Source organism: Pseudomonas simiae, assembly GCF_000934565.1.
GTDB classification, from domain to species: domain Bacteria; phylum Pseudomonadota; class Gammaproteobacteria; order Pseudomonadales; family Pseudomonadaceae; genus Aquipseudomonas; species Aquipseudomonas simiae.
The window spans coordinates 4,105,781-4,123,250 of sequence record NZ_CP010896.1 but is presented as its reverse complement, the minus strand read 5'-3'; the positions used below and the strand labels follow the sequence as shown (position 1 = coordinate 4,123,250).

12 protein-coding genes are annotated in these 17,470 nt (G+C 61.3%); 10 read left to right on the top strand and 2 right to left on the bottom strand.

Translation table 11 applies throughout. The features are described 5' to 3' along the window. The first annotated feature begins 38 nt into the window (after window positions 1-38). Window positions 39-1,964, top strand: coding sequence for a hypothetical protein (locus PF1751_RS18655; protein ID WP_052806516.1), 1,926 nt, complete (start codon window positions 39-41; stop codon window positions 1,962-1,964). On the opposite strand, the gene PF1751_RS18650 is transcribed toward PF1751_RS18655, so the two are convergent. Both PF1751_RS18650 and PF1751_RS18645 read right to left on the bottom strand, forming a co-directional pair. Further along, window positions 1,961-5,257 carry an EAL domain-containing protein gene (locus PF1751_RS18650; protein ID WP_010209058.1) on the bottom strand — a complete coding sequence of 1,099 codons (3,297 nt, stop codon included), beginning with the start codon at window positions 5,255-5,257 and terminating at the stop codon, window positions 1,961-1,963. The genes PF1751_RS18655 and PF1751_RS18650 overlap by 4 nt on opposite strands. A 66-nt stretch (window positions 5,258-5,323) precedes the next feature. Then, window positions 5,324-6,214: a LysR family transcriptional regulator gene (locus PF1751_RS18645; RefSeq protein ID WP_021491201.1), complete on the bottom strand. Its 891-nt coding sequence runs from the start codon at window positions 6,212-6,214 to the stop codon at window positions 5,324-5,326. A gap of 139 nt (window positions 6,215-6,353) precedes the next feature. Between PF1751_RS18645 and leuC the strand changes: the two genes are divergently transcribed. The 9 genes from leuC (at window position 6,354) to PF1751_RS18600 (ending at window position 17,315) form a co-directional block, all read left to right on the top strand. Continuing rightward, entirely contained in the window at window positions 6,354-7,772 is a 1,419-nt protein-coding gene (gene leuC, locus PF1751_RS18640; protein WP_010209060.1) for a 3-isopropylmalate dehydratase large subunit, read from the top strand. Window positions 7,773-7,782: 10 nt separating this feature from the next. Further along, complete coding sequence (leuD, locus tag PF1751_RS18635; protein ID WP_010209061.1) at window positions 7,783-8,427, top strand: 3-isopropylmalate dehydratase small subunit; 645 nt, start codon at window positions 7,783-7,785, stop codon at window positions 8,425-8,427. A gap of 162 nt (window positions 8,428-8,589) precedes the next feature. Then, window positions 8,590-9,354, top strand: a complete 765-nt coding sequence (locus PF1751_RS18630) for a class I SAM-dependent methyltransferase (protein WP_044287555.1) — start codon at window positions 8,590-8,592, stop codon at window positions 9,352-9,354. Between the two features lie 53 nt (window positions 9,355-9,407). Next, window positions 9,408-10,490, top strand: a complete 1,083-nt coding sequence (gene leuB, locus PF1751_RS18625; RefSeq protein WP_010209063.1) for a 3-isopropylmalate dehydrogenase — start codon at window positions 9,408-9,410, stop codon at window positions 10,488-10,490. 64 nt (window positions 10,491-10,554) lie between these two features. Next, a complete protein-coding gene (gene asd / locus PF1751_RS18620; RefSeq protein WP_010209065.1) occupies window positions 10,555-11,667 on the top strand; it encodes an aspartate-semialdehyde dehydrogenase in 1,113 nt (370 codons plus the stop codon). Window positions 11,668-11,917: 250 nt separating this feature from the next. Further along, the gene (locus tag PF1751_RS18615; RefSeq protein ID WP_010209066.1) at window positions 11,918-12,928 is read left to right on the top strand and encodes an aspartate-semialdehyde dehydrogenase; all 1,011 of its coding nucleotides are present in this window, start codon (window positions 11,918-11,920) and stop codon (window positions 12,926-12,928) included. Window positions 12,929-13,090: 162 nt separating this feature from the next. Continuing rightward, window positions 13,091-15,652, top strand: a complete 2,562-nt coding sequence (locus tag PF1751_RS18610; RefSeq protein WP_010209067.1) for a FimV/HubP family polar landmark protein — start codon at window positions 13,091-13,093, stop codon at window positions 15,650-15,652. A gap of 141 nt (window positions 15,653-15,793) precedes the next feature. Next, window positions 15,794-16,618, top strand: coding sequence for a tRNA pseudouridine(38-40) synthase TruA (truA, locus tag PF1751_RS18605; protein WP_044287554.1), 825 nt, complete (start codon window positions 15,794-15,796; stop codon window positions 16,616-16,618). Between the two features lie 64 nt (window positions 16,619-16,682). Further along, complete coding sequence (locus PF1751_RS18600) at window positions 16,683-17,315, top strand: phosphoribosylanthranilate isomerase (RefSeq protein ID WP_044287553.1); 633 nt, start codon at window positions 16,683-16,685, stop codon at window positions 17,313-17,315. The last annotated feature ends 155 nt before the right edge of the window (window positions 17,316-17,470 follow it).

Here is a 17,470-nt window from a genome sequence, read left to right as displayed (position 1 = left end):
ACGAACTCGTCCAACTAATTAATAAAAGAGTTAACGATATGAGTACGTTTGCAATTGGATCTTTCGTGCGTTCTAACCCCATGGCTGCGCAGTTGTCGAGTGCTTTAGGAATATCTCGCACTCCCCCTGTTGATGTGCCGGAGCGTGGCTTCGGTGAGCATTTCAATGCCAGTTCGCACAGCGCCGTCATTAATCTGATGATGCTCACGTTTGGCCCGCGTCCTGCGGATTTTTTCAACGAAGTAAAGGGCAGTAACGATGGGTATGACGTGACCATGAAAGATGGTTACACGCTGCATGTTTCCAAACAGGAGTTGCAGCAGGCGGCGTCCGCGTCGCGTTTTACCGGCCATCACAACGATGCACTGAGCAGTGCCCATTTTGCGTTGGCTGTGTTTATCAAGCGCAAACAATCAGCCAGCGGTAATGCGGATGATCGGCCTGGTTTTGAGTCGGTCTTGACCCAGTCGTTGCAGGGTGAAACGGCGTTCAACATGCTCAAAGGCATGGGGTTGTCCGGCCATCTCCAATACCGCCCCACTGCAACGGCTATCTCGGAGGGGCTGGCGGGGGTTGCAGACAGCTATGACTCTGGCTCGTCGTTAATTTACGCTGACAAGGCGCATCAGTTTGGCCGGCAACGTTCTCCCGATCGAAGCTATATGTATACGTTGGTGAGCGACAGTGCGCCAACGCGCCGCGTTGCCCCTGCCCCCGAACCGCCGACGGTCGTCCCCGAGGTTGAACGCCGCAATAAAAGTGCCCCTCCCGACGTTGCAGAGGTGTTGCAGGGATTCGCGCCGGTTTCGCGTAATTTCGGCGAAGTGTTTGACCTGAGCAGCCATGCTGCTGTCATCAAGATGATGATGCTGCGGTTTGGCCGTTCGCCCTCCGACATGTTTGAAACGGTCGAGGCCACGAAAACGGGTTACCGCATCACCATGAAAGATGGGTTTGAAGTGACGCTGTCAGCGCAGGAGTTGCAACGCACCTGTGGAGCCTCACGATTGACCGGCCCTGACGCGCCAATGGGCGCCGATGCCAATTTCATGCTGGCCGCCTTTGCCAAGCGCAAGCAGGTCGAGGGCAATGTTGAGTTTGATGCAGCGCTATCGAGCACCTTGCGTGGGGAGCACACCTATCGCGTGTTGAAAGGCATGGGCCTGATCGGCTTCATACGCGTTGTGCCCCCCGATAAATTGCGTGAGCCAGGCAGCGTCGGCGTTATCAGCACCTTTAACTATTCGGGTGCATTGGTCGCGGATGGCATCAAGCATGATAACGGTGGGCAAGCGGCTGTCAGCAAGGATTATGGCTACCAGCTTGCCGCAGACGTACCGGTCGAACCCAACGGTAAGCCTGCGCAGTTCTCGGCGGTGCCCGTCGGCACAAAGCCTGTCGATATCTGGAACGGTTTCTATCAAGGCGTCGAGGGTAACTGTGTCACGGTGTCGGCAATCAAGGCTGCGATGATGAAGTATGGGCAGAACCCTATGGGGATCTTCAAGCATGTCACCGAAACGCCCGAAGGTTTCACCACCATCATGCGTGATGGTTGCACGGTGCGCTTCACTCACGTCGAGTTGCAAAGGGCGCGAGCGGCTGCCAACTTCCATGGCGAGGACAAGGGCCTGGTTGACGATGCGGTATTCCTCTACGCGGCGAGCGCCAAGCGTGCCCAGCTGGAAAATCATGAGTTCCGCGCCAGTGCAAGTTTTGACGCCGCCCTGAAAACGCTGAACGACGGTGAGATCCCGGGCGATGCGTTGCGTCGCCTCGGCTTATACGCCTTTACCCGCTCCAGTAGCGTGCAGGAGCTGGCATCAGGCGTGCCAGGCACCTTGGCGAACTTCGGGCATTCGGTGGTCGTTGTGGAGGGGGCCATTGATGAATATGGCATCAAGCGCGAGTTGCAAGGTTCGGACTGGATGCAAAAGGAAGGTCACGCCTTGAAACTGGTTTAACCCCGGCCTTCTCCCGCGAGTAAACGCTCGCGGAATCCGATCATGGGCAGCGGTCGGCTATGCAAATACCCTTGGTACAAATGGCAGCCCAGGCCCTGCAGGAAGGCCAGTTGGTCCTGGGTTTCCACCCCTTCGGCAATCACCTCCAGGTTCAGGCTGCGGGCCATGGCGACAATGGCGCGGATGATCTCGGCATCGTTGGGGTCATGGGTGGCGTCACGCACAAACGACTGGTCAATCTTCAGGGCATCCACCGGCAGGCGTTTGAGGTAAGTGAGCGATGAATAGCCGGTGCCGAAGTCATCCATCGCAAAGCTCACGCCGAGTTTTTTCAAGCGACGCATTTTGCTGATGGTGTCGTCCAGGTTCTGGATCACGATGCCTTCGGTAATTTCCAGTTTCAACAGGCTGAACGGCAATTTGTGCTGCTTGAGACTGCGCTCCACCCGCTCCACGAAGTCGTTCTGGCGGAACTGCCGAGGGCTGATGTTCACGCACAGACTGAAATTCAGCGGGTCGACCAGGCCTTCCGCAATCAGTTGTTGGAAGGCCGCACAGGCTTCATCCAGGATCCAGGTGCCGACTTCAAGAATGAGGCCGCTGTCCTCCAGCACCTTGATGAATTCGGAGGGTGACTGCGCGCCCAATTGCGGATGCTGCCAACGCACCAGGGCCTCGGCGCCGACGATGCGGTTGCCCCGCGCATCCACTTGCGGTTGGTAATGCACGCTGAATTCACCGCGCGACAGGGCCAGGCGCAGGTCAGTCTCCATGCGCAGGCGTTCGCTGGCGGTTTTTTGCATGCTGTTGTGGAACATCTGGGTGGTATTGCGTCCTGAATCCTTGGCGCGGTACAGGGCGATATCGGCACGCTTGAGCAGGTCCGCCGGCGTGGAGCCGTGATCGGGAATCAATGCCACGCCAATGCTCGGTGTGACCTGTAAACGATGGCCGTCCAGAAACATCGGCTCGGAAAGCAGCTCACGCAACGTGTCGGCCAGCTCCTGTACCTGGTTGCTGACCTCCGTGCGCGTGCCATCCAGGCCGCTGAGCAACACCACGAACTCATCGCCACCCAGGCGCGCCACGGTGTCTTCCATGCGCACGCTGGCTTCCAGGCGGGCCGTGACGATCTTCAGCACGGTATCGCCCACCGGATGGCCCAGGGAATCGTTGATGTGCTTGAAGTGGTCGAGGTCGAGGAACAACAGTGCGCCGCGCAGGTTATGCCGCTTGAGCAGGGCGATCTGCTGGCTCAGGCGGTCCATCAGCAGGGCGCGGTTGGGCAGGTTGGTCAGTGGGTCGTGGTAGGCGAGGTGGCGGATCTGTGCCTGGGCGTTTTTCAGCAGGCTCACGTCTCGTGCGGTCAGTAGCAGGCACGGGGTTTCGTTCAAGGTAATGGGCTCTACCGAGACTTCCACTGCCAGTAACTCACCGCGTTTGTTGTGCCAGAGCATTTCCAAGTAATTGATACGGCCCTTGATCTGCAATTCGGCCAGTAGCGCGGCGCGTTGGTTCTCGTCGGCCCAGATGCCGATCTGGTAAAGGGTCAGGCCGATGGCCTCCTCGGCGCGATAGCCGGTCAGGCGGCAGAAGCCGTCGTTGACCTCCACATAACGGCCGGTGTCGCGCTCGGTGATGGAGATGGCATCGGGGCTGGAATGGAAGGCTTTGGCGAACTTCTCTTCGCTGGCCTTGAGCGCCGCTTCCGAGCGTTGCTGCTGAGTGATGTCGCGCAAGGTGGTGACGATACACGGCTGGTCACCCACTTTGATCAGTCGGCTGGAAATCACGCAGGTCAGCGCCTGACCGTTCTTGTGATGCGCCACGATCGCCACATTGCTCAACGCCTGCTCGCGGATCACCCGCTCGATCCGTTGCAGACGCTTGCTGGATTCGTCCCACAGGCCGATCTGTTCGGCGCTCTTGTCGATGACTTCGGCGGCCGTCCAGCCAAACGTCTGGGTAAACGCGGGGTTGATCTCGATAAACGTGCCGCCGTCCAGACAGGTGACGCAGATCGGGTCGGGGCTGACCTGGAACAGGCTGGCGAATTTTTCCTCGGAGGCGGTCAGGCGCTGTTCGCGTTCCACCTGGTCAGTGATATCCAGCAAGGTGCCGGCCATGCGCAGCGGTGCGCCCTGTTCGTCACGGTACAGGCGCGCGCGGCTTTCGAGGTAGCGCGAACTGCCGTCTTCCATCGGCACGCGGTAAGTCAGTTGATAGTTGCCGGCTGGGCCTTCGCGCAGGGTCCGATAGGCGTTGCGCATGCTTTCGCGCTCGTCATCGGGCATGCCTTCGAAGAAGGCGTCGAACGACTCATGGAAGGGTTCCGGCGGCAGCCCGTGCAATTGGGCGGCGCGGGCCGAGCCATAGAGCATGCCGGTGGGGATGTGCCAGTCCCAGGTACCCAGTTGCGCCGAATCCAGGGCCAGGTCGAGGCGCTCCTGGCTGTCCTTGAGGGCCTGCTCGGCGTTTTTGCGCTCGGTGGTGTCGAGAAAGGTGCTGATCAGGTAGGCCTCGCCCTCCAGCTCGACCTTCTGTGCACTGAGGGTACCATCGTGGATTTGGCCATTACTGGCGCAAAACTGCACCTCCATGGTGATCGGCTCGCCCTTGCGCTGGGTGGCTTTTACCAGCTGCGCGCGTTGCTCCGGGTGGCGCCACAGGCCGAGGTCCAGGGTGGTGCGGCCGATGGCGTCGGCGAGCGGCCAGCCGAACAGCATTTCAAAATACTGGTTGGCTTCGCTGATCAGGCCGTCGGCCTGGCGGGTCAGCAGGACCATGTTCGGGCACAGGTGGAACAGCGTGGCGAAGCGTTTCTCGGAGTGGCTGAGGGCGTTTTCGCGGTCGCGCTGGTGGGTGATTTCGCGGATCACCCCGATCATGCGGCGCCGTCCGGCCTTGTCCGGCGCCAGGCTGCCGTTGATTTCCAGCCAGTGCAGGCTGCCATCTGGCCATTGGATATGGTGATGCATGGCCTGTTCGAACGGCTCGCCCGCCAGCACCGCATGGAATGCCCGCACTACGCGGGCGCTGTCTTCGGGGGCCAGCAGGTCCAGGTAGTCCAGGTCGTTGGGCAGCGGCTGGCGTGGGTCAAAGCCAAACAGTGCCTGGGTGCCCCGTGACCAGCTGATACGTCCGCTGTCGATTTCCCAACACCAAGCCCCTAGCCGGGCAGCATTGAGCGCTGCCAGCAATTGCGGGGCGCTGTCCCAGCTTTGTTCCGCCGCTTGGGGATCCAGGGCGTAGATGCGGGGCAGGGGTGGCACGGAATCGACGGGGTTGCGCATTATCAAAGGGCCTTGGCTCAATGGGCGTTCAGCGCGGTTCTGTTCAGACCTTGAGGCCGCACGGCTTCATGCCGGTATCCCTGGCAGATCGACCTGTGCATCCAATAGGCTCATGAAAGCCCGCGCAGCGTTCGACAGCGTCCTTTCGGTGTGCACGATATAGCCTAGCTGGCGACTGAGCTGTATGCCCGGTAAAGCGATACTTGCCACCTGATCATCGAGCATGGTGCGTGGCAGCACGCTCCAGGCCAGGCCGATGGACACCATCATCTTGATAGTTTCCAGATAGTTAGTGCTCATCGCGATGTTCGGGGTGAGGCCCTGGGCCTCGAACAGGCGGCTGACGATATGGTGGGTAAAGGTATTACCTCCAGGGAAAACCGCCGGGTGGCCGGCAATATCGGCCAGGCTGACGCTGCCGTTGCTGATCAGGCTGTGTTCCGGCGCCACCACGAAATCCAGCGGGTCATCCCAGACCGGGGTGGCGCGTACCAGGTTGTGAGGATCGGGCGCCAGGGTAATCACCGCCACTTCGGCGCGGCCATGGAGGATTTCTTCGTAGGCCACTTCCGAATCGAGGAACTGAATATCCAGCGCCACATTCGGGTATTCCCGGGTAAAAGTACGTAGCACCGGCGGCAAGCGATGCAGGCCGATGTGGTGACTGGTGGCCAGGGTCAGCCGGCCGCTGACTTCGCCGGTGAGGTTGGTGAGTGCGCGGCGGGTGTCGTCCAGCACGTTGAGGATCTGATAGGCGCGCGGCAGCAAGGCCCGTCCGGCTTCGGTCAAGCCGACTTCACGGCCCAGGCGATCGAACAGGCGCACCTTTAATTGTTGCTCCAGACCGGCGATGCGTTTGCTGATGGCCGGTTGGGTCAGGTGCAGGCGCTCGCCGGCGCCGGAGAAGCTGCCAGTCTCGGCGATGGCAATGAAGGCATTGAGGTTGGCCAGATCCATGGATGTATTCCAGTTGGTAATCCAAAGCATAAAAAATATGAATTTGAGTTATTTAATGTAGCGCCATACCATCAGCCTCACAAGCCAAAGGGTTATTGAAAAGCCCGCATAAAGAAATACCGCTGATGAGGACCGACTGATGGCCGGCAAAACGCTTTACGACAAGCTTTGGGATTCCCATGAAGTGAAACGGCGCGACGATGGTTCGTCGCTGATCTATATCGACCGTCACATCATCCATGAAGTGACCTCGCCCCAAGCGTTCGAAGGCCTGCGTCTGGCCGGGCGCAAGCCTTGGCGCGTCGACTCCATCATCGCCACCCCCGACCACAACGTGCCGACCACTCCCGAGCGCAAAGGTGGCATCGACGCGATTGCCGACCAGGTTTCGCGTTTGCAGGTTCAGACCCTCGACGATTACTGCGACGAATATGGCATTACCGAATTCAAGATGAATGACGTGCGTCAAGGCATCGTGCACGTGATCGGCCCGGAGCAGGGCGCCACCTTGCCGGGCATGACCGTGGTGTGCGGTGATTCCCACACCTCCACCCACGGTGCATTCGGCGCCTTGGCCCACGGCATCGGCACCTCCGAGGTGGAACATGTGTTCGCCACCCAGTGCCTGGTCGCCAAGAAAATGAAGAACATGCTGGTCAAGGTCGAAGGCACATTGCCATTTGGCGTGACTGCCAAGGACATCGTCCTTGCGGTGATCGGCAAGATCGGCACCGCTGGCGGTAACGGCCATGCCATCGAGTTCGCCGGCAGTGCGATTCGCGACCTGTCTATCGAAGGCCGCATGACCATCTGCAACATGTCCATTGAAGCCGGTGCCCGCGTCGGCATGGTCGCGGCGGACGAAAAAACCGTCGAATACGTCAAGGGTCGCCCATTTGCTCCGCAAGGTGCGGATTGGGACGCCGCTGTTGAAGCCTGGAAGGACCTGGTCTCCGACGCCGACGCGGTGTTCGACACCGTGGTCGAGCTCGACGCTGCCCAGATCAAGCCACAAGTCAGCTGGGGCACTTCGCCGGAAATGGTCCTGGCCGTCGACCAGAACGTGCCGGACCCGGCTAAAGAAACCGACCTGGTCAAGCGCGGCTCCATCGAGCGCGCCTTGAAGTACATGGGCTTGCAGGCCAACCAAGCGATCACCGACATCCAGTTGGACCGCGTGTTCATCGGGTCCTGCACCAACTCGCGGATCGAAGACCTGCGCGCTGCGGCGGTGATCGCCAAGGGCCGCAAAGTGGCGTCGACCATCAAACAAGCCATCGTGGTGCCGGGTTCGGGCCTGGTCAAAGCGCAAGCCGAAGCCGAAGGCCTGGACAAGATCTTTCTTGAAGCCGGTTTTGAATGGCGTGAGCCAGGCTGCTCGATGTGCCTGGCGATGAACCCGGACCGTTTGGAATCGGGCGAGCATTGCGCCTCCACCTCCAACCGTAACTTCGAAGGGCGTCAGGGCGCCGGTGGGCGTACCCACTTGGTCAGCCCGGCCATGGCTGCTGCAGCTGCCGTCAACGGTCGTTTCATCGACGTTCGCGAATTGATCTGAGGAATACCCGATGCGTGCTTTTACCCAACACACCGGCCTTGTCGCCCCATTGGACCGTGCCAACGTCGACACCGACCAGATCATCCCCAAGCAGTTCTTGAAGTCGATCAAGCGCACCGGTTTTGGCCCGAACCTGTTCGACGAGTGGCGTTACCTGGACGTGGGCTACGCCTACCAGGACAACTCCAAGCGCCCGCTGAACAAGGACTTCGTGCTCAACGCCGAGCGTTACCAAGGCGCCAGCGTACTGCTGGCCCGGGAAAACTTCGGTTGCGGCTCCAGCCGTGAACACGCGCCGTGGGCCCTGGAAGAATATGGCTTTCGCAGCATCATCGCGCCGAGCTATGCCGACATCTTCTTCAACAACAGCTTCAAGAACGGCCTGTTGCCGATCATCCTGACCGACGAAGAAGTCGACGAGCTGTTCAAGCAGGTGGAGGCCGAAGAGGGCTACCAACTGACCGTCGACCTGGCTGCGCAAACCGTGACCCGTCCGGATGGCAAGGTGTATCACTTTGAAGTCGATGCGTTCCGTAAGCACTGCCTGATCAACGGCTTGGACGACATCGGCCTGACCTTGCAGGACGGCGATGCGATTGCAGCGTTTGAAGCCAAGCACCGGGCGAGCCAGCCTTGGTTGTTTCGCGATGCTTGATTTTATATAAGCCGGACAGGCCCCTTCGCGAGCAAGTCGAATCGTCGCACCGCCGCTCCCACTTTTGATTGCATTTCAACTGAAGAAACTCGGTCAAATGTGGGAGCGGGCTTGCTCGCGAAGGCGGCAGCAAAAACAACACACGTCCCAAGGAAAGCCACCATGACCACCACCGCCCACACCCACATCGTGCAAAAACAATTCGGCGAACAGGCGTCTGCCTACCTGAGCAGTGCCGTGCACGCCCAAGGCACCGAATTCGCGCTGCTCCAGGCCGAACTGGCCGGGCAGGGCGCTGCACGGCTGCTGGATCTGGGCTGCGGTGCCGGTCATGTGAGTTTCCATGTGGCGCCGCTGGTCAAGGACGTGGTGGCGTATGACCTGTCCCAGCAGATGCTCGACGTGGTTGCAGCCGCTGCCAAGGATCGTGGCCTGGGCAACATCACCACCGTGCACGGCGCTGCCGAACGTCTGCCGTTCGCCGATGGCGAGTTCGATTTCGTGTTCAGCCGTTATTCGGCTCACCACTGGAGCGACCTCGGCCTGGCGCTGCGCGAAGTGCGCCGCGTACTCAAGCCGGGCGGCGTGGCGGCGTTCGTCGACGTCTTGTCACCGGGCAGCCCGCTGTTGGACACTTACCTGCAAACCGTCGAAGTGCTGCGCGACACCAGCCACGTGCGCGATTATTCCGCCGCGGAGTGGATGCAACAGCTCAGCGAGGCCGGTCTGCACGTGCGCACTAGCAGCCGCCAACGCTTGCGCCTGGAATACACCTCCTGGGTCGAGCGCATGCGCACGCCAGAGGTATTGCGCGCTGCAATCCTTGAGCTGCAGAAGGCCATGGGCCAGGAAGTGCGCGATTATTACGAAATTCAGGCCGACGGCACCTTCAGCACCGACGTACTGGTGGTCTTCGCCGAACGCTGATCGATTTTTCCCGACCTGCCCACGGGCGGGTCGCTTGATGAAATGAGGAACGCATGAGCAAGCAGATTCTGATTCTCCCTGGCGACGGTATTGGTCCGGAAATCATGGCCGAAGCGGTCAAGGTGCTGGAACTGGCCAACTCCAAGTACAGCCTGGGCTTCGAGATGAGCCACGACGTAATCGGCGGCGCGGCCATCGACAAGCACGGCGTGCCCCTGGCCGATGAAACCCTGGACCGTGCCCGTGCGGCCGATGCCGTGCTGCTCGGCGCCGTGGGTGGCCCGAAATGGGACAAGATCGAACGTGACATCCGTCCTGAGCGCGGCCTGCTGAAAATTCGCGCCCAACTGGGCCTGTTCGGCAACCTGCGTCCGGCGATCCTCTACCCGCAACTGGCTGACGCGTCGAGCCTCAAGCCGGAAGTGGTCGCGGGCCTGGATATCCTCATCGTGCGTGAGCTGACCGGCGGCATCTACTTCGGCTCGCCACGCGGTGTGCGTGAGTTGGAAAATGGCGAGCGCCAGGCCTACGACACCCTGCCGTACAGCGAGAGCGAAATCCGCCGTATCGCCCGTGTCGGTTTTGACATGGCCCGCGTGCGCGGCAAGAAAGTCTGTTCGGTGGACAAGGCTAACGTCCTGGCCTCCAGCCAACTGTGGCGCGAAATCGTCGAGGAAGTGGCCAGGGACTATCCGGATGTCGAGCTGAGCCACATGTACGTCGACAACGCTGCGATGCAACTGGTGCGCGCACCCAAGCAGTTCGACGTGATCGTCACCGACAACCTGTTCGGCGACATCCTGTCCGACCAGGCGTCGATGCTCACCGGTTCCATCGGCATGCTGCCGTCGGCGTCCCTGGACACCAATAACAAGGGCATGTACGAGCCTTGCCACGGTTCGGCGCCGGACATCGCGGGCCAGGGCATTGCCAACCCGCTGGCGACGATTTTGTCGGTCTCGATGATGCTGCGTTACAGCTTCAACCTGAGCGACGCAGCCGACGCGATCGAGAAAGCTGTGAGCCTGGTGCTGGATCAGGGTTTGCGCACCGGCGACATCTGGTCGCAGGGTTGCACCAAGGTCGGTACGCAAGAAATGGGCGACGCAGTAGTCGCCGCGCTGCGGAATCTGTAATCTCTCGGGCCCGCTTGCAGTTCTTGCTGCAAGGCGGCCCACTTTTTAACAAGGTGTAGTTGCGATGAAACGTGTAGGTCTGATCGGTTGGCGCGGTATGGTCGGTTCCGTGCTCATGCAGCGGATGCTGGAAGAGCAGGATTTCGATCTTATTGAGCCGGTGTTTTTCACCACTTCGAACGTGGGTGGCCAAGGGCCGTCCGTGGGCAAGGACATTGCCCCGCTCAAGGACGCCTACAACATTGAAGAGCTGAAAACCCTCGACGTGATTCTGACCTGTCAGGGTGGCGACTACACCAGCGAAGTCTTCCCCAAGCTGCGTGAAGCCGGTTGGCAGGGTTACTGGATCGACGCCGCGTCGAGCCTGCGCATGCAGGACGATGCCGTCATCATCCTAGACCCGGTGAACCGCAAGGTCATCGACCAGCAGCTGGACGCGGGCACCAAGAACTATGTCGGCGGCAACTGCACCGTCAGCCTGATGCTGATGGGCCTGGGTGGCCTTTTCGAAGCGGGCCTGGTCGAGTGGATGAGCGCCATGACCTATCAGGCGGCCTCCGGTGCCGGCGCGCAGAACATGCGTGAACTGATCAAGCAGATGGGCGCGACCCACGCGGCTGTGGCCGATCAACTGGCTGACCCGGCCAGCGCGATCCTCGACATCGACCGCCGTGTGGCCGAGGCCATGCGCAGCGAGGCCTACCCGACCGAGAACTTCGGCGTGCCTTTGGCCGGCAGCCTGATCCCCTGGATTGACAAGGAACTGCCGAACGGCCAGAGCCGTGAAGAATGGAAGGCCCAGGCCGAGACCAACAAGATCCTTGGTCGCTTCAAGAGCCCGATCCCGGTGGACGGCATCTGCGTGCGTATCGGCGCGATGCGCTGCCACAGCCAGGCGCTGACCATCAAACTGAACAAAGACGTGCCGATCGGCGATATCGAAGCGTTGATCAGCCAGCACAACCCTTGGGTCAAGCTGGTGCCGAACAACCGCGACATCAGCATGCAGGAGCTGAGCCCGACCAAGGTCACCGGCACCCTGAATGTACCGGTGGGCCGCTTGCGCAAGCTGAACATGGGTACCCAGTACCTGGGCGCGTTCACCGTGGGCGACCAACTGCTGTGGGGCGCGGCCGAACCACTGCGTCGCATGCTGCGGATTCTGCTGGAGCGTTGATCGCGTAAGGCAAGATGAGAAACCCGCGTTCTGGTGACAGGCGCGGGTTTTTTATTGTTCTTTCGGGCGCTATCGCAGGCAAGCCAGCTCCCACATTTGATTGCATTCCAACTGACGAAACTCGGTCGAATGTGGGAGCGGGCTTGCTCGCGAAGAGGCCATCAGCCACACCACAAAAGCTGGGTTAATTGCCTCACCCCCCACCACCCGGTAAAGTGCCGCTCCCCCCGCAATGCCCGAGGCAGCCCCCATGACCCAGACCTTTGATATCGCCGTGATTGGCGCCACCGGCACCGTTGGCGAAACCCTGGTGCAGATCCTAGAAGAACTGGGCTTCCCGGTGGGCACCCTGCACCTGCTGGCGGGCAGTAACTCTGCCGGTGCATCGGTGCCGTTTCGCGGCAAGAACGTGCGGGTGAGGGAGGTCGATGAGTTCGACTTCAGCAAAGTCCAGCTGGCATTCTTTGCGGCGGGGCCGGCGGTGACCTTGAGTTTTGCGCCGCGTGCCACGGCGGTGGGCTGCTCGGTGATCGACTTGTCGGGCGCGCTGTCGGTCGAACAGGCACCGCAGGTGGTGCCGGAAGCCAATGCCCATGTGCTCGACGGCCTGGAAAGACCCTTCCAGCTCGGCAGCCCAAGTCCATCGGCGACCCACCTGGCAGTCGTCCTGGCGCCATTGCGGGGCCTGTTGGATATCCAGCGCGTGAGCGTCACCGCCAACCTGGCAATGTCGTCCCAGGGGCGTGAAGCCGTCAGCGAATTGGCCCGGCAAACCGCCGAGTTGCTGAATATGCGCCCACTGGAACCGAAGGTGTTTGATCGGCAGGTCGCCTTCAACCTGCTGGCTCAGGTCGGTACGCCGGACGCCCAAGGTCATACAGCCCTGGAGAAGCGCCTCGTACACGAGCTGCGCGCAGTGCTGGAATTACCTTTGCTAAAGATTTCCGCAACCTGCGTTCAAGCCCCGGTGTTTTTTGGCGATAGCCTGACAGTGTCTCTGCAACTGGGCGCACCGGTCGACCTCGCCGCCGTGAACCGCCTGCTCGACGCAGCGCCGGGAATAGAGCGGGTTGAGGAGGGGGACTACCCAACGGCGGTGGGCGACGCGGTTGGCCAGGACGTGGTCTATGTAGGACGGGTCCGCGCAGGTGTGGATGACCCCGCGGAACTAAATCTGTGGCTGACGTCAGATAACGTACGCAAAGGCGCGGCACTGAACGCCGTACAGCTGGCGCAGTTGTTGATAAAAGGCCTTGCGTAAAAGATACTTGGCGGCAATTTGTAGATTGATTCTAGCCAAGCGCTATGCTTGGCCCCAGGCAGGAAAAGTTGCGCGTCGGTGACCTATCGGCTCGCCATGCCTTATGGCAGCGGTTACCAACCTTCTCGCAGGCCGGGGAGTGTTCAGACAAAGGATGAGGCTATGGTTCAAGTTCGCAAACTGGTGTTAGCAATAGCGGCCGCCTCGGCGCTGTCCTCCGGTATGGCGCAGGCGCTGCAGCTGGGGGAGATGACCCTCAAGTCGAAGTTGAACCAGCCGTTGGCGGTGGAAATCGAATTGCTCGATGTCGGTGGGCTCACCGCCTCCGAGATCACGCCAAGCCTGGCTTCGTCCCAAGCCTTCGTGGATGCCGGCGTTGATCGCCAGGCGTTCCTCGACGACCTGACGTTTACCCCGGTGGTCAATCCCAGCGGCCGCAGCGTGGTGCGTGTGACCTCCAGCAAGCCATTGCCGGATTCCTATGTCCGCTTCCTGTTGCAAGTGCAATGGCCCAATGGCCGTTTGATGCGCGACTACAGTGTATTGCTTGACCCGGCCAAGTTCGACCAGCCGGCACCGACGACCGCCGCGCCTGCGCCGCGATTGGCGGCACCGGCCAGCACCGCGCCGGCCGTGAGCAAGCCGGCACAACACACCACGACGTCTCGCGACACGTTGTGGGAAATTGCCGCGAAGAACCGCAATGGCGGCTCGGTACAGCAGACCATGCTGGCAATCCAGGCGCTGAATCCCGACGCATTTATCGACGGCAACATCAACCGTTTGAAAACCGGCCAGGTCCTGCGCCTGCCGGATCCCGTGCAAAGCACCTCGCTGCCACAACCCCAGGCGATCGCCGAAGTCAGCGCGCAGAATGCGGCCTGGCGCCAAGGCCGACGCGCCGCCAACAATCCCGCCGCGGGCAAGCAGCAACTGGACGCCACCAAGCGCACCCAGGCCGGCAATGCGCCAGCGAGCACCGGCGCCAAGGACAACCTGAGCCTGGTTTCCGCTGAGGCGGCCAAGAAAGGCGTCAAAGGCAAGGCGGGCGATAGTGCGGCGTTGAGCGACAAACTGGCGATGACCCAGGAGCAACTGGACACTACCCGTCGCGACAACGAAGAGTTGAAAAGTCGCGCAGCAGACCTGCAAAGCCAGTTGGACAAGCTGCAAAAGCTGATTCAACTGAAAAATGATCAGCTCGCACGTCTGCAGGCCGAAAAGGGCACCCCGGCCGCTCCGGCCACGGCGGCGATGCCCGCGCAGTTGGCAGGTGAGCCGGTGGCCGCTCCGGCAGTGCCCGACGCCGCCACTGCTACCCCCGCACCTGCCGCGCCGGCGCCTGAGCCGGTCAAGGCGGATGCAACGCCGGCCAGCGCCGAAGGCAAGTTCAATGACCTGCTGACCAACCCGGTCGTGCTCGGTGTGATCGGCGGTGCCGCAGGCCTGCTGGTGCTGTTGCTCCTGCTGTTGTGGGTGCGCCATCGCAATGCGCGCCGCGAGGAGGAAAAACACCTGCGCATGGCGCGCGCGCTGGCTGAAGAGCCGGTATTCACCTCGAACATCGACCAGGATCTGCCACCAGACAGCTTCGAAGGCTTGGAAGTGCCGCCGCCGAACGTCAAGCTGGCCGCAGCTCCAACTCCAACGCCTACGGTTGAGCCGGCAGTCGCTGTGCCGACTGTCGCCTCGGTGCTGGCGCCGCTGGCGGTTGCCGTGGCTCCGGTGAACGCCAGCGATGCCCTGGCCCAAGCGCAGTCCCTTGTCGACCGTGGTCACCTGAACCAGGCCGCCGATGTGCTGGAGCAGGCGATCAAACAGGAGCCCAAGCGCAGCGACCTGCGTTTGAAGCTGATGGAGGTCTACGGCCTGCAAAACAACAAGGACGGCTTCGTGACCCAGGAGCGTCAACTGGTGGCCAATGGTGAGAACCATGCCCAGGTCGAACAGCTCAAGAGTCGCTTCCCGGCCATGGCCGTGCTGGCGGCGGGTGTCAGTGCTGCGGTGGCCGCGGCTGCCTTGGACGCTCAGTACGTCAAGGATTTGCTGGAAGACAAGCCAGCGCCTGCGGCTACAGAGCCAGAAGCGTTCGACACCGATTTTGACCTGAGCCTGGACGACCTGGAAGAAGCCTCCCCGGCTGAGGCCAAGGACGATCAGCAGACCTTCGAATCGCTGCTGCAACAGCAGACCGAAGCCAAGGCCGCGCCGGATGACCTCTCGGACTTCGACCTGGACCTGCAATTGGATGGCCCGGCATCGGCGCAATCCGATGACGACTTCCTCTCCGGTCTGGAAGAGCAGATGAAGGATGTGCCGCCGGTCGAGCCGCCCACCCTGGCCCCGACGGCGCTGGATGACTTCGACCTGCCGGAAGATTTCGACTTGTCCTTGGCCGATGAGCCGGAAGCGGCGGCCAAGCCTGATGCATTTGCGTCCGAGCTGGACGATGTCAACGCCGAGCTGGACCGTTTGTCCCAGAGCCTTGAGCATCCTTCCATCGAGCCATCCTTCACCGCAGAAGACGCGGCGCAGGGCGACGATGAGCCGGAATTCGACTTCCTCTCCGGTACGGACGAAGTGGCGACCAAGCTCGACCTGGCCCAGGCCTATATCGACATGGGCGATGCGGACGGCGCGCGGGATATCCTCAGCGAAGTGCTGACCGAAGGTGATGAAGCTCAGCGTGGCGAGGCCAAGGAAATGCTCGGCAGGCTGGTCTGACCGTCAATCGTCAAGGCAGCGGCGACCTTCGGGTCGCCGTTTTGCTTTTGTGGGCACTCACACAAATCGGCATAATGGCCGCCTTTGCGCAACTCATCAGGCTCTCAGTTCTTGGCAAATATAGATAACGCGGCCGCCGAAATGGCGGCCGCAGGCTTTTACCGCATCGCCCTGGGCGTGGAATACAAAGGCTCGCGCTATTGCGGCTGGCAGCGTCAGGCGTCCGGCGTGCTGACGGTGCAGGAAACTCTGGAGAACGCACTGTCGAAAGTGGCTGATTCGCCGGTGTCGCTGATGTGCGCCGGGCGTACCGATGCGGGCGTGCACGCCTGTGGCCAGGTGGTGCACTTCGACACTCAGGCTGAACGGTCGATGAAGGCGTGGGTGATGGGCGCTAATATCAACTTGCCCCATGACGTCAGCGTCACTTGGGCCAAGGTCATGCCAGCGCACTTTCACGCGCGCTTCAAGGCCATCGCCCGGCGTTATCGCTACGTGATCTACAACGACCAGATCCGTCCGGCGCACCTTAACGAAGAAATCACCTGGAATCATCGTCCGCTCGACGCCGAGCGCATGGCCGAAGCCGCACAGCATCTGGTCGGCGTGCATGATTTCAGCGCCTTCCGTGCCGGCCAGTGCCAGGCCAAGTCGCCGATCAAGGAAGTCCATCACCTGCGGGTGACCCGTCACGGCAAGATGATCGTGCTGGATATCCGTGCAGGAGCGTTCCTGCACCATATGGTTCGAAACATTGCCGGGGTGCTGATGACCATCGGCACCGGCGAGCGTCCGGTGGAGTGGGCCAAGGAAGTGCTGGAGAGCCGCGTCCGTCGTACGGGCGGGGTCACGGCGCATCCGTTTGGCTTGTACCTGGTGGATGTGGAGTACCGTGACGAGTTCGAATTGCCGGAGCGTTTCATCGGGCCACACTTCCTCACAGGTTTCAGCGAACTTGGCGGCTGACGCCCGGAAAAGCTTTTGTTACCATCCGGGACTTTATCGGTCCAATCCCTGGGGTTTCCACGACATGTCAGCCGTTCGCAGCAAGATTTGCGGGATTACCCGCATAGAAGACGCGCTGGCGGCGGTCGAGGCGGGGGCGGATGCTCTCGGTTTCGTGTTCTATGCCAAGAGCCCGCGGGCGGTGAGTGTGGTGCAGGCGCGGGCGATCATCGCTGCGTTGCCGCCATTCGTGACCACTGTGGGTTTGTTCGTCAATGCCAGCCGCTGCGAGCTCAACGAAACCCTGGATGCCGTACCGCTGGATATGCTGCAGTTCCACGGCGACGAAACGCCGGACGAATGTGAAAGCTACCAGCGTCCGTACCTCAAGGCGTTGCGTGTCAAGGCGGGGGACGATATCGCTGCGGCGTGTGCGGCCTATGGCAGCGCCCGCGCAATCCTGCTCGACACCTATGTCGAAGGCGTGCCCGGCGGTACCGGCGAAGCGTTCGATTGGTCGCTGATTCCCGAGGGCCTGAGCAAGCCGATCATCCTGGCCGGCGGGCTCAACCCCGGTAATGTCGGGGCGGCGATAGAGCAAGTCCGGCCTTATGCCGTGGATGTCAGCGGCGGCGTGGAGCAGGGCAAGGGCATCAAGGATCACAGCAAGATTCGCGCATTCATGCAGGCCGTGCGCAACAGCAGTGACCGGATGTGACGGCTGGCAGTCTGCCGCCGTCCATAACTACCACTGTGTAAAACAGCCCGGCGCCGCCTGAGGGTGGCCCGGAAACGAAGTGGCAACCCTGCGCTGGCAGGTTGTCTGGAAGGCTGAGGATACAGGCGGGAAAAGGCCGGTCGAACGTCTGACCC

Bases quoted from the DNA above. Each gene is read 5' to 3' on its own strand.
- PF1751_RS18655 (WP_052806516.1), top strand. From the start codon at position 39: ATGAGTACGTTTGCAATTGGATCTTTCGTGCGTTCTAACCCCATGGCT.
- PF1751_RS18650 (WP_010209058.1), bottom strand. From the start codon at position 5,257: ATGCGCAACCCCGTCGATTCCGTGCCACCCCTGCCCCGCATCTACGCC.
- PF1751_RS18645 (WP_021491201.1), bottom strand. From the start codon at position 6,214: ATGGATCTGGCCAACCTCAATGCCTTCATTGCCATCGCCGAGACTGGC.
- leuC (WP_010209060.1), top strand. From the start codon at position 6,354: ATGGCCGGCAAAACGCTTTACGACAAGCTTTGGGATTCCCATGAAGTG.
- leuD (WP_010209061.1), top strand. From the start codon at position 7,783: ATGCGTGCTTTTACCCAACACACCGGCCTTGTCGCCCCATTGGACCGT.
- PF1751_RS18630 (WP_044287555.1), top strand. From the start codon at position 8,590: ATGACCACCACCGCCCACACCCACATCGTGCAAAAACAATTCGGCGAA.
- leuB (WP_010209063.1), top strand. From the start codon at position 9,408: ATGAGCAAGCAGATTCTGATTCTCCCTGGCGACGGTATTGGTCCGGAA.
- asd (WP_010209065.1), top strand. From the start codon at position 10,555: ATGAAACGTGTAGGTCTGATCGGTTGGCGCGGTATGGTCGGTTCCGTG.
- PF1751_RS18615 (WP_010209066.1), top strand. From the start codon at position 11,918: ATGACCCAGACCTTTGATATCGCCGTGATTGGCGCCACCGGCACCGTT.
- PF1751_RS18610 (WP_010209067.1), top strand. From the start codon at position 13,091: ATGGTTCAAGTTCGCAAACTGGTGTTAGCAATAGCGGCCGCCTCGGCG.
- truA (WP_044287554.1), top strand. From the start codon at position 15,794: ATGGCGGCCGCAGGCTTTTACCGCATCGCCCTGGGCGTGGAATACAAA.
- PF1751_RS18600 (WP_044287553.1), top strand. From the start codon at position 16,683: ATGTCAGCCGTTCGCAGCAAGATTTGCGGGATTACCCGCATAGAAGAC.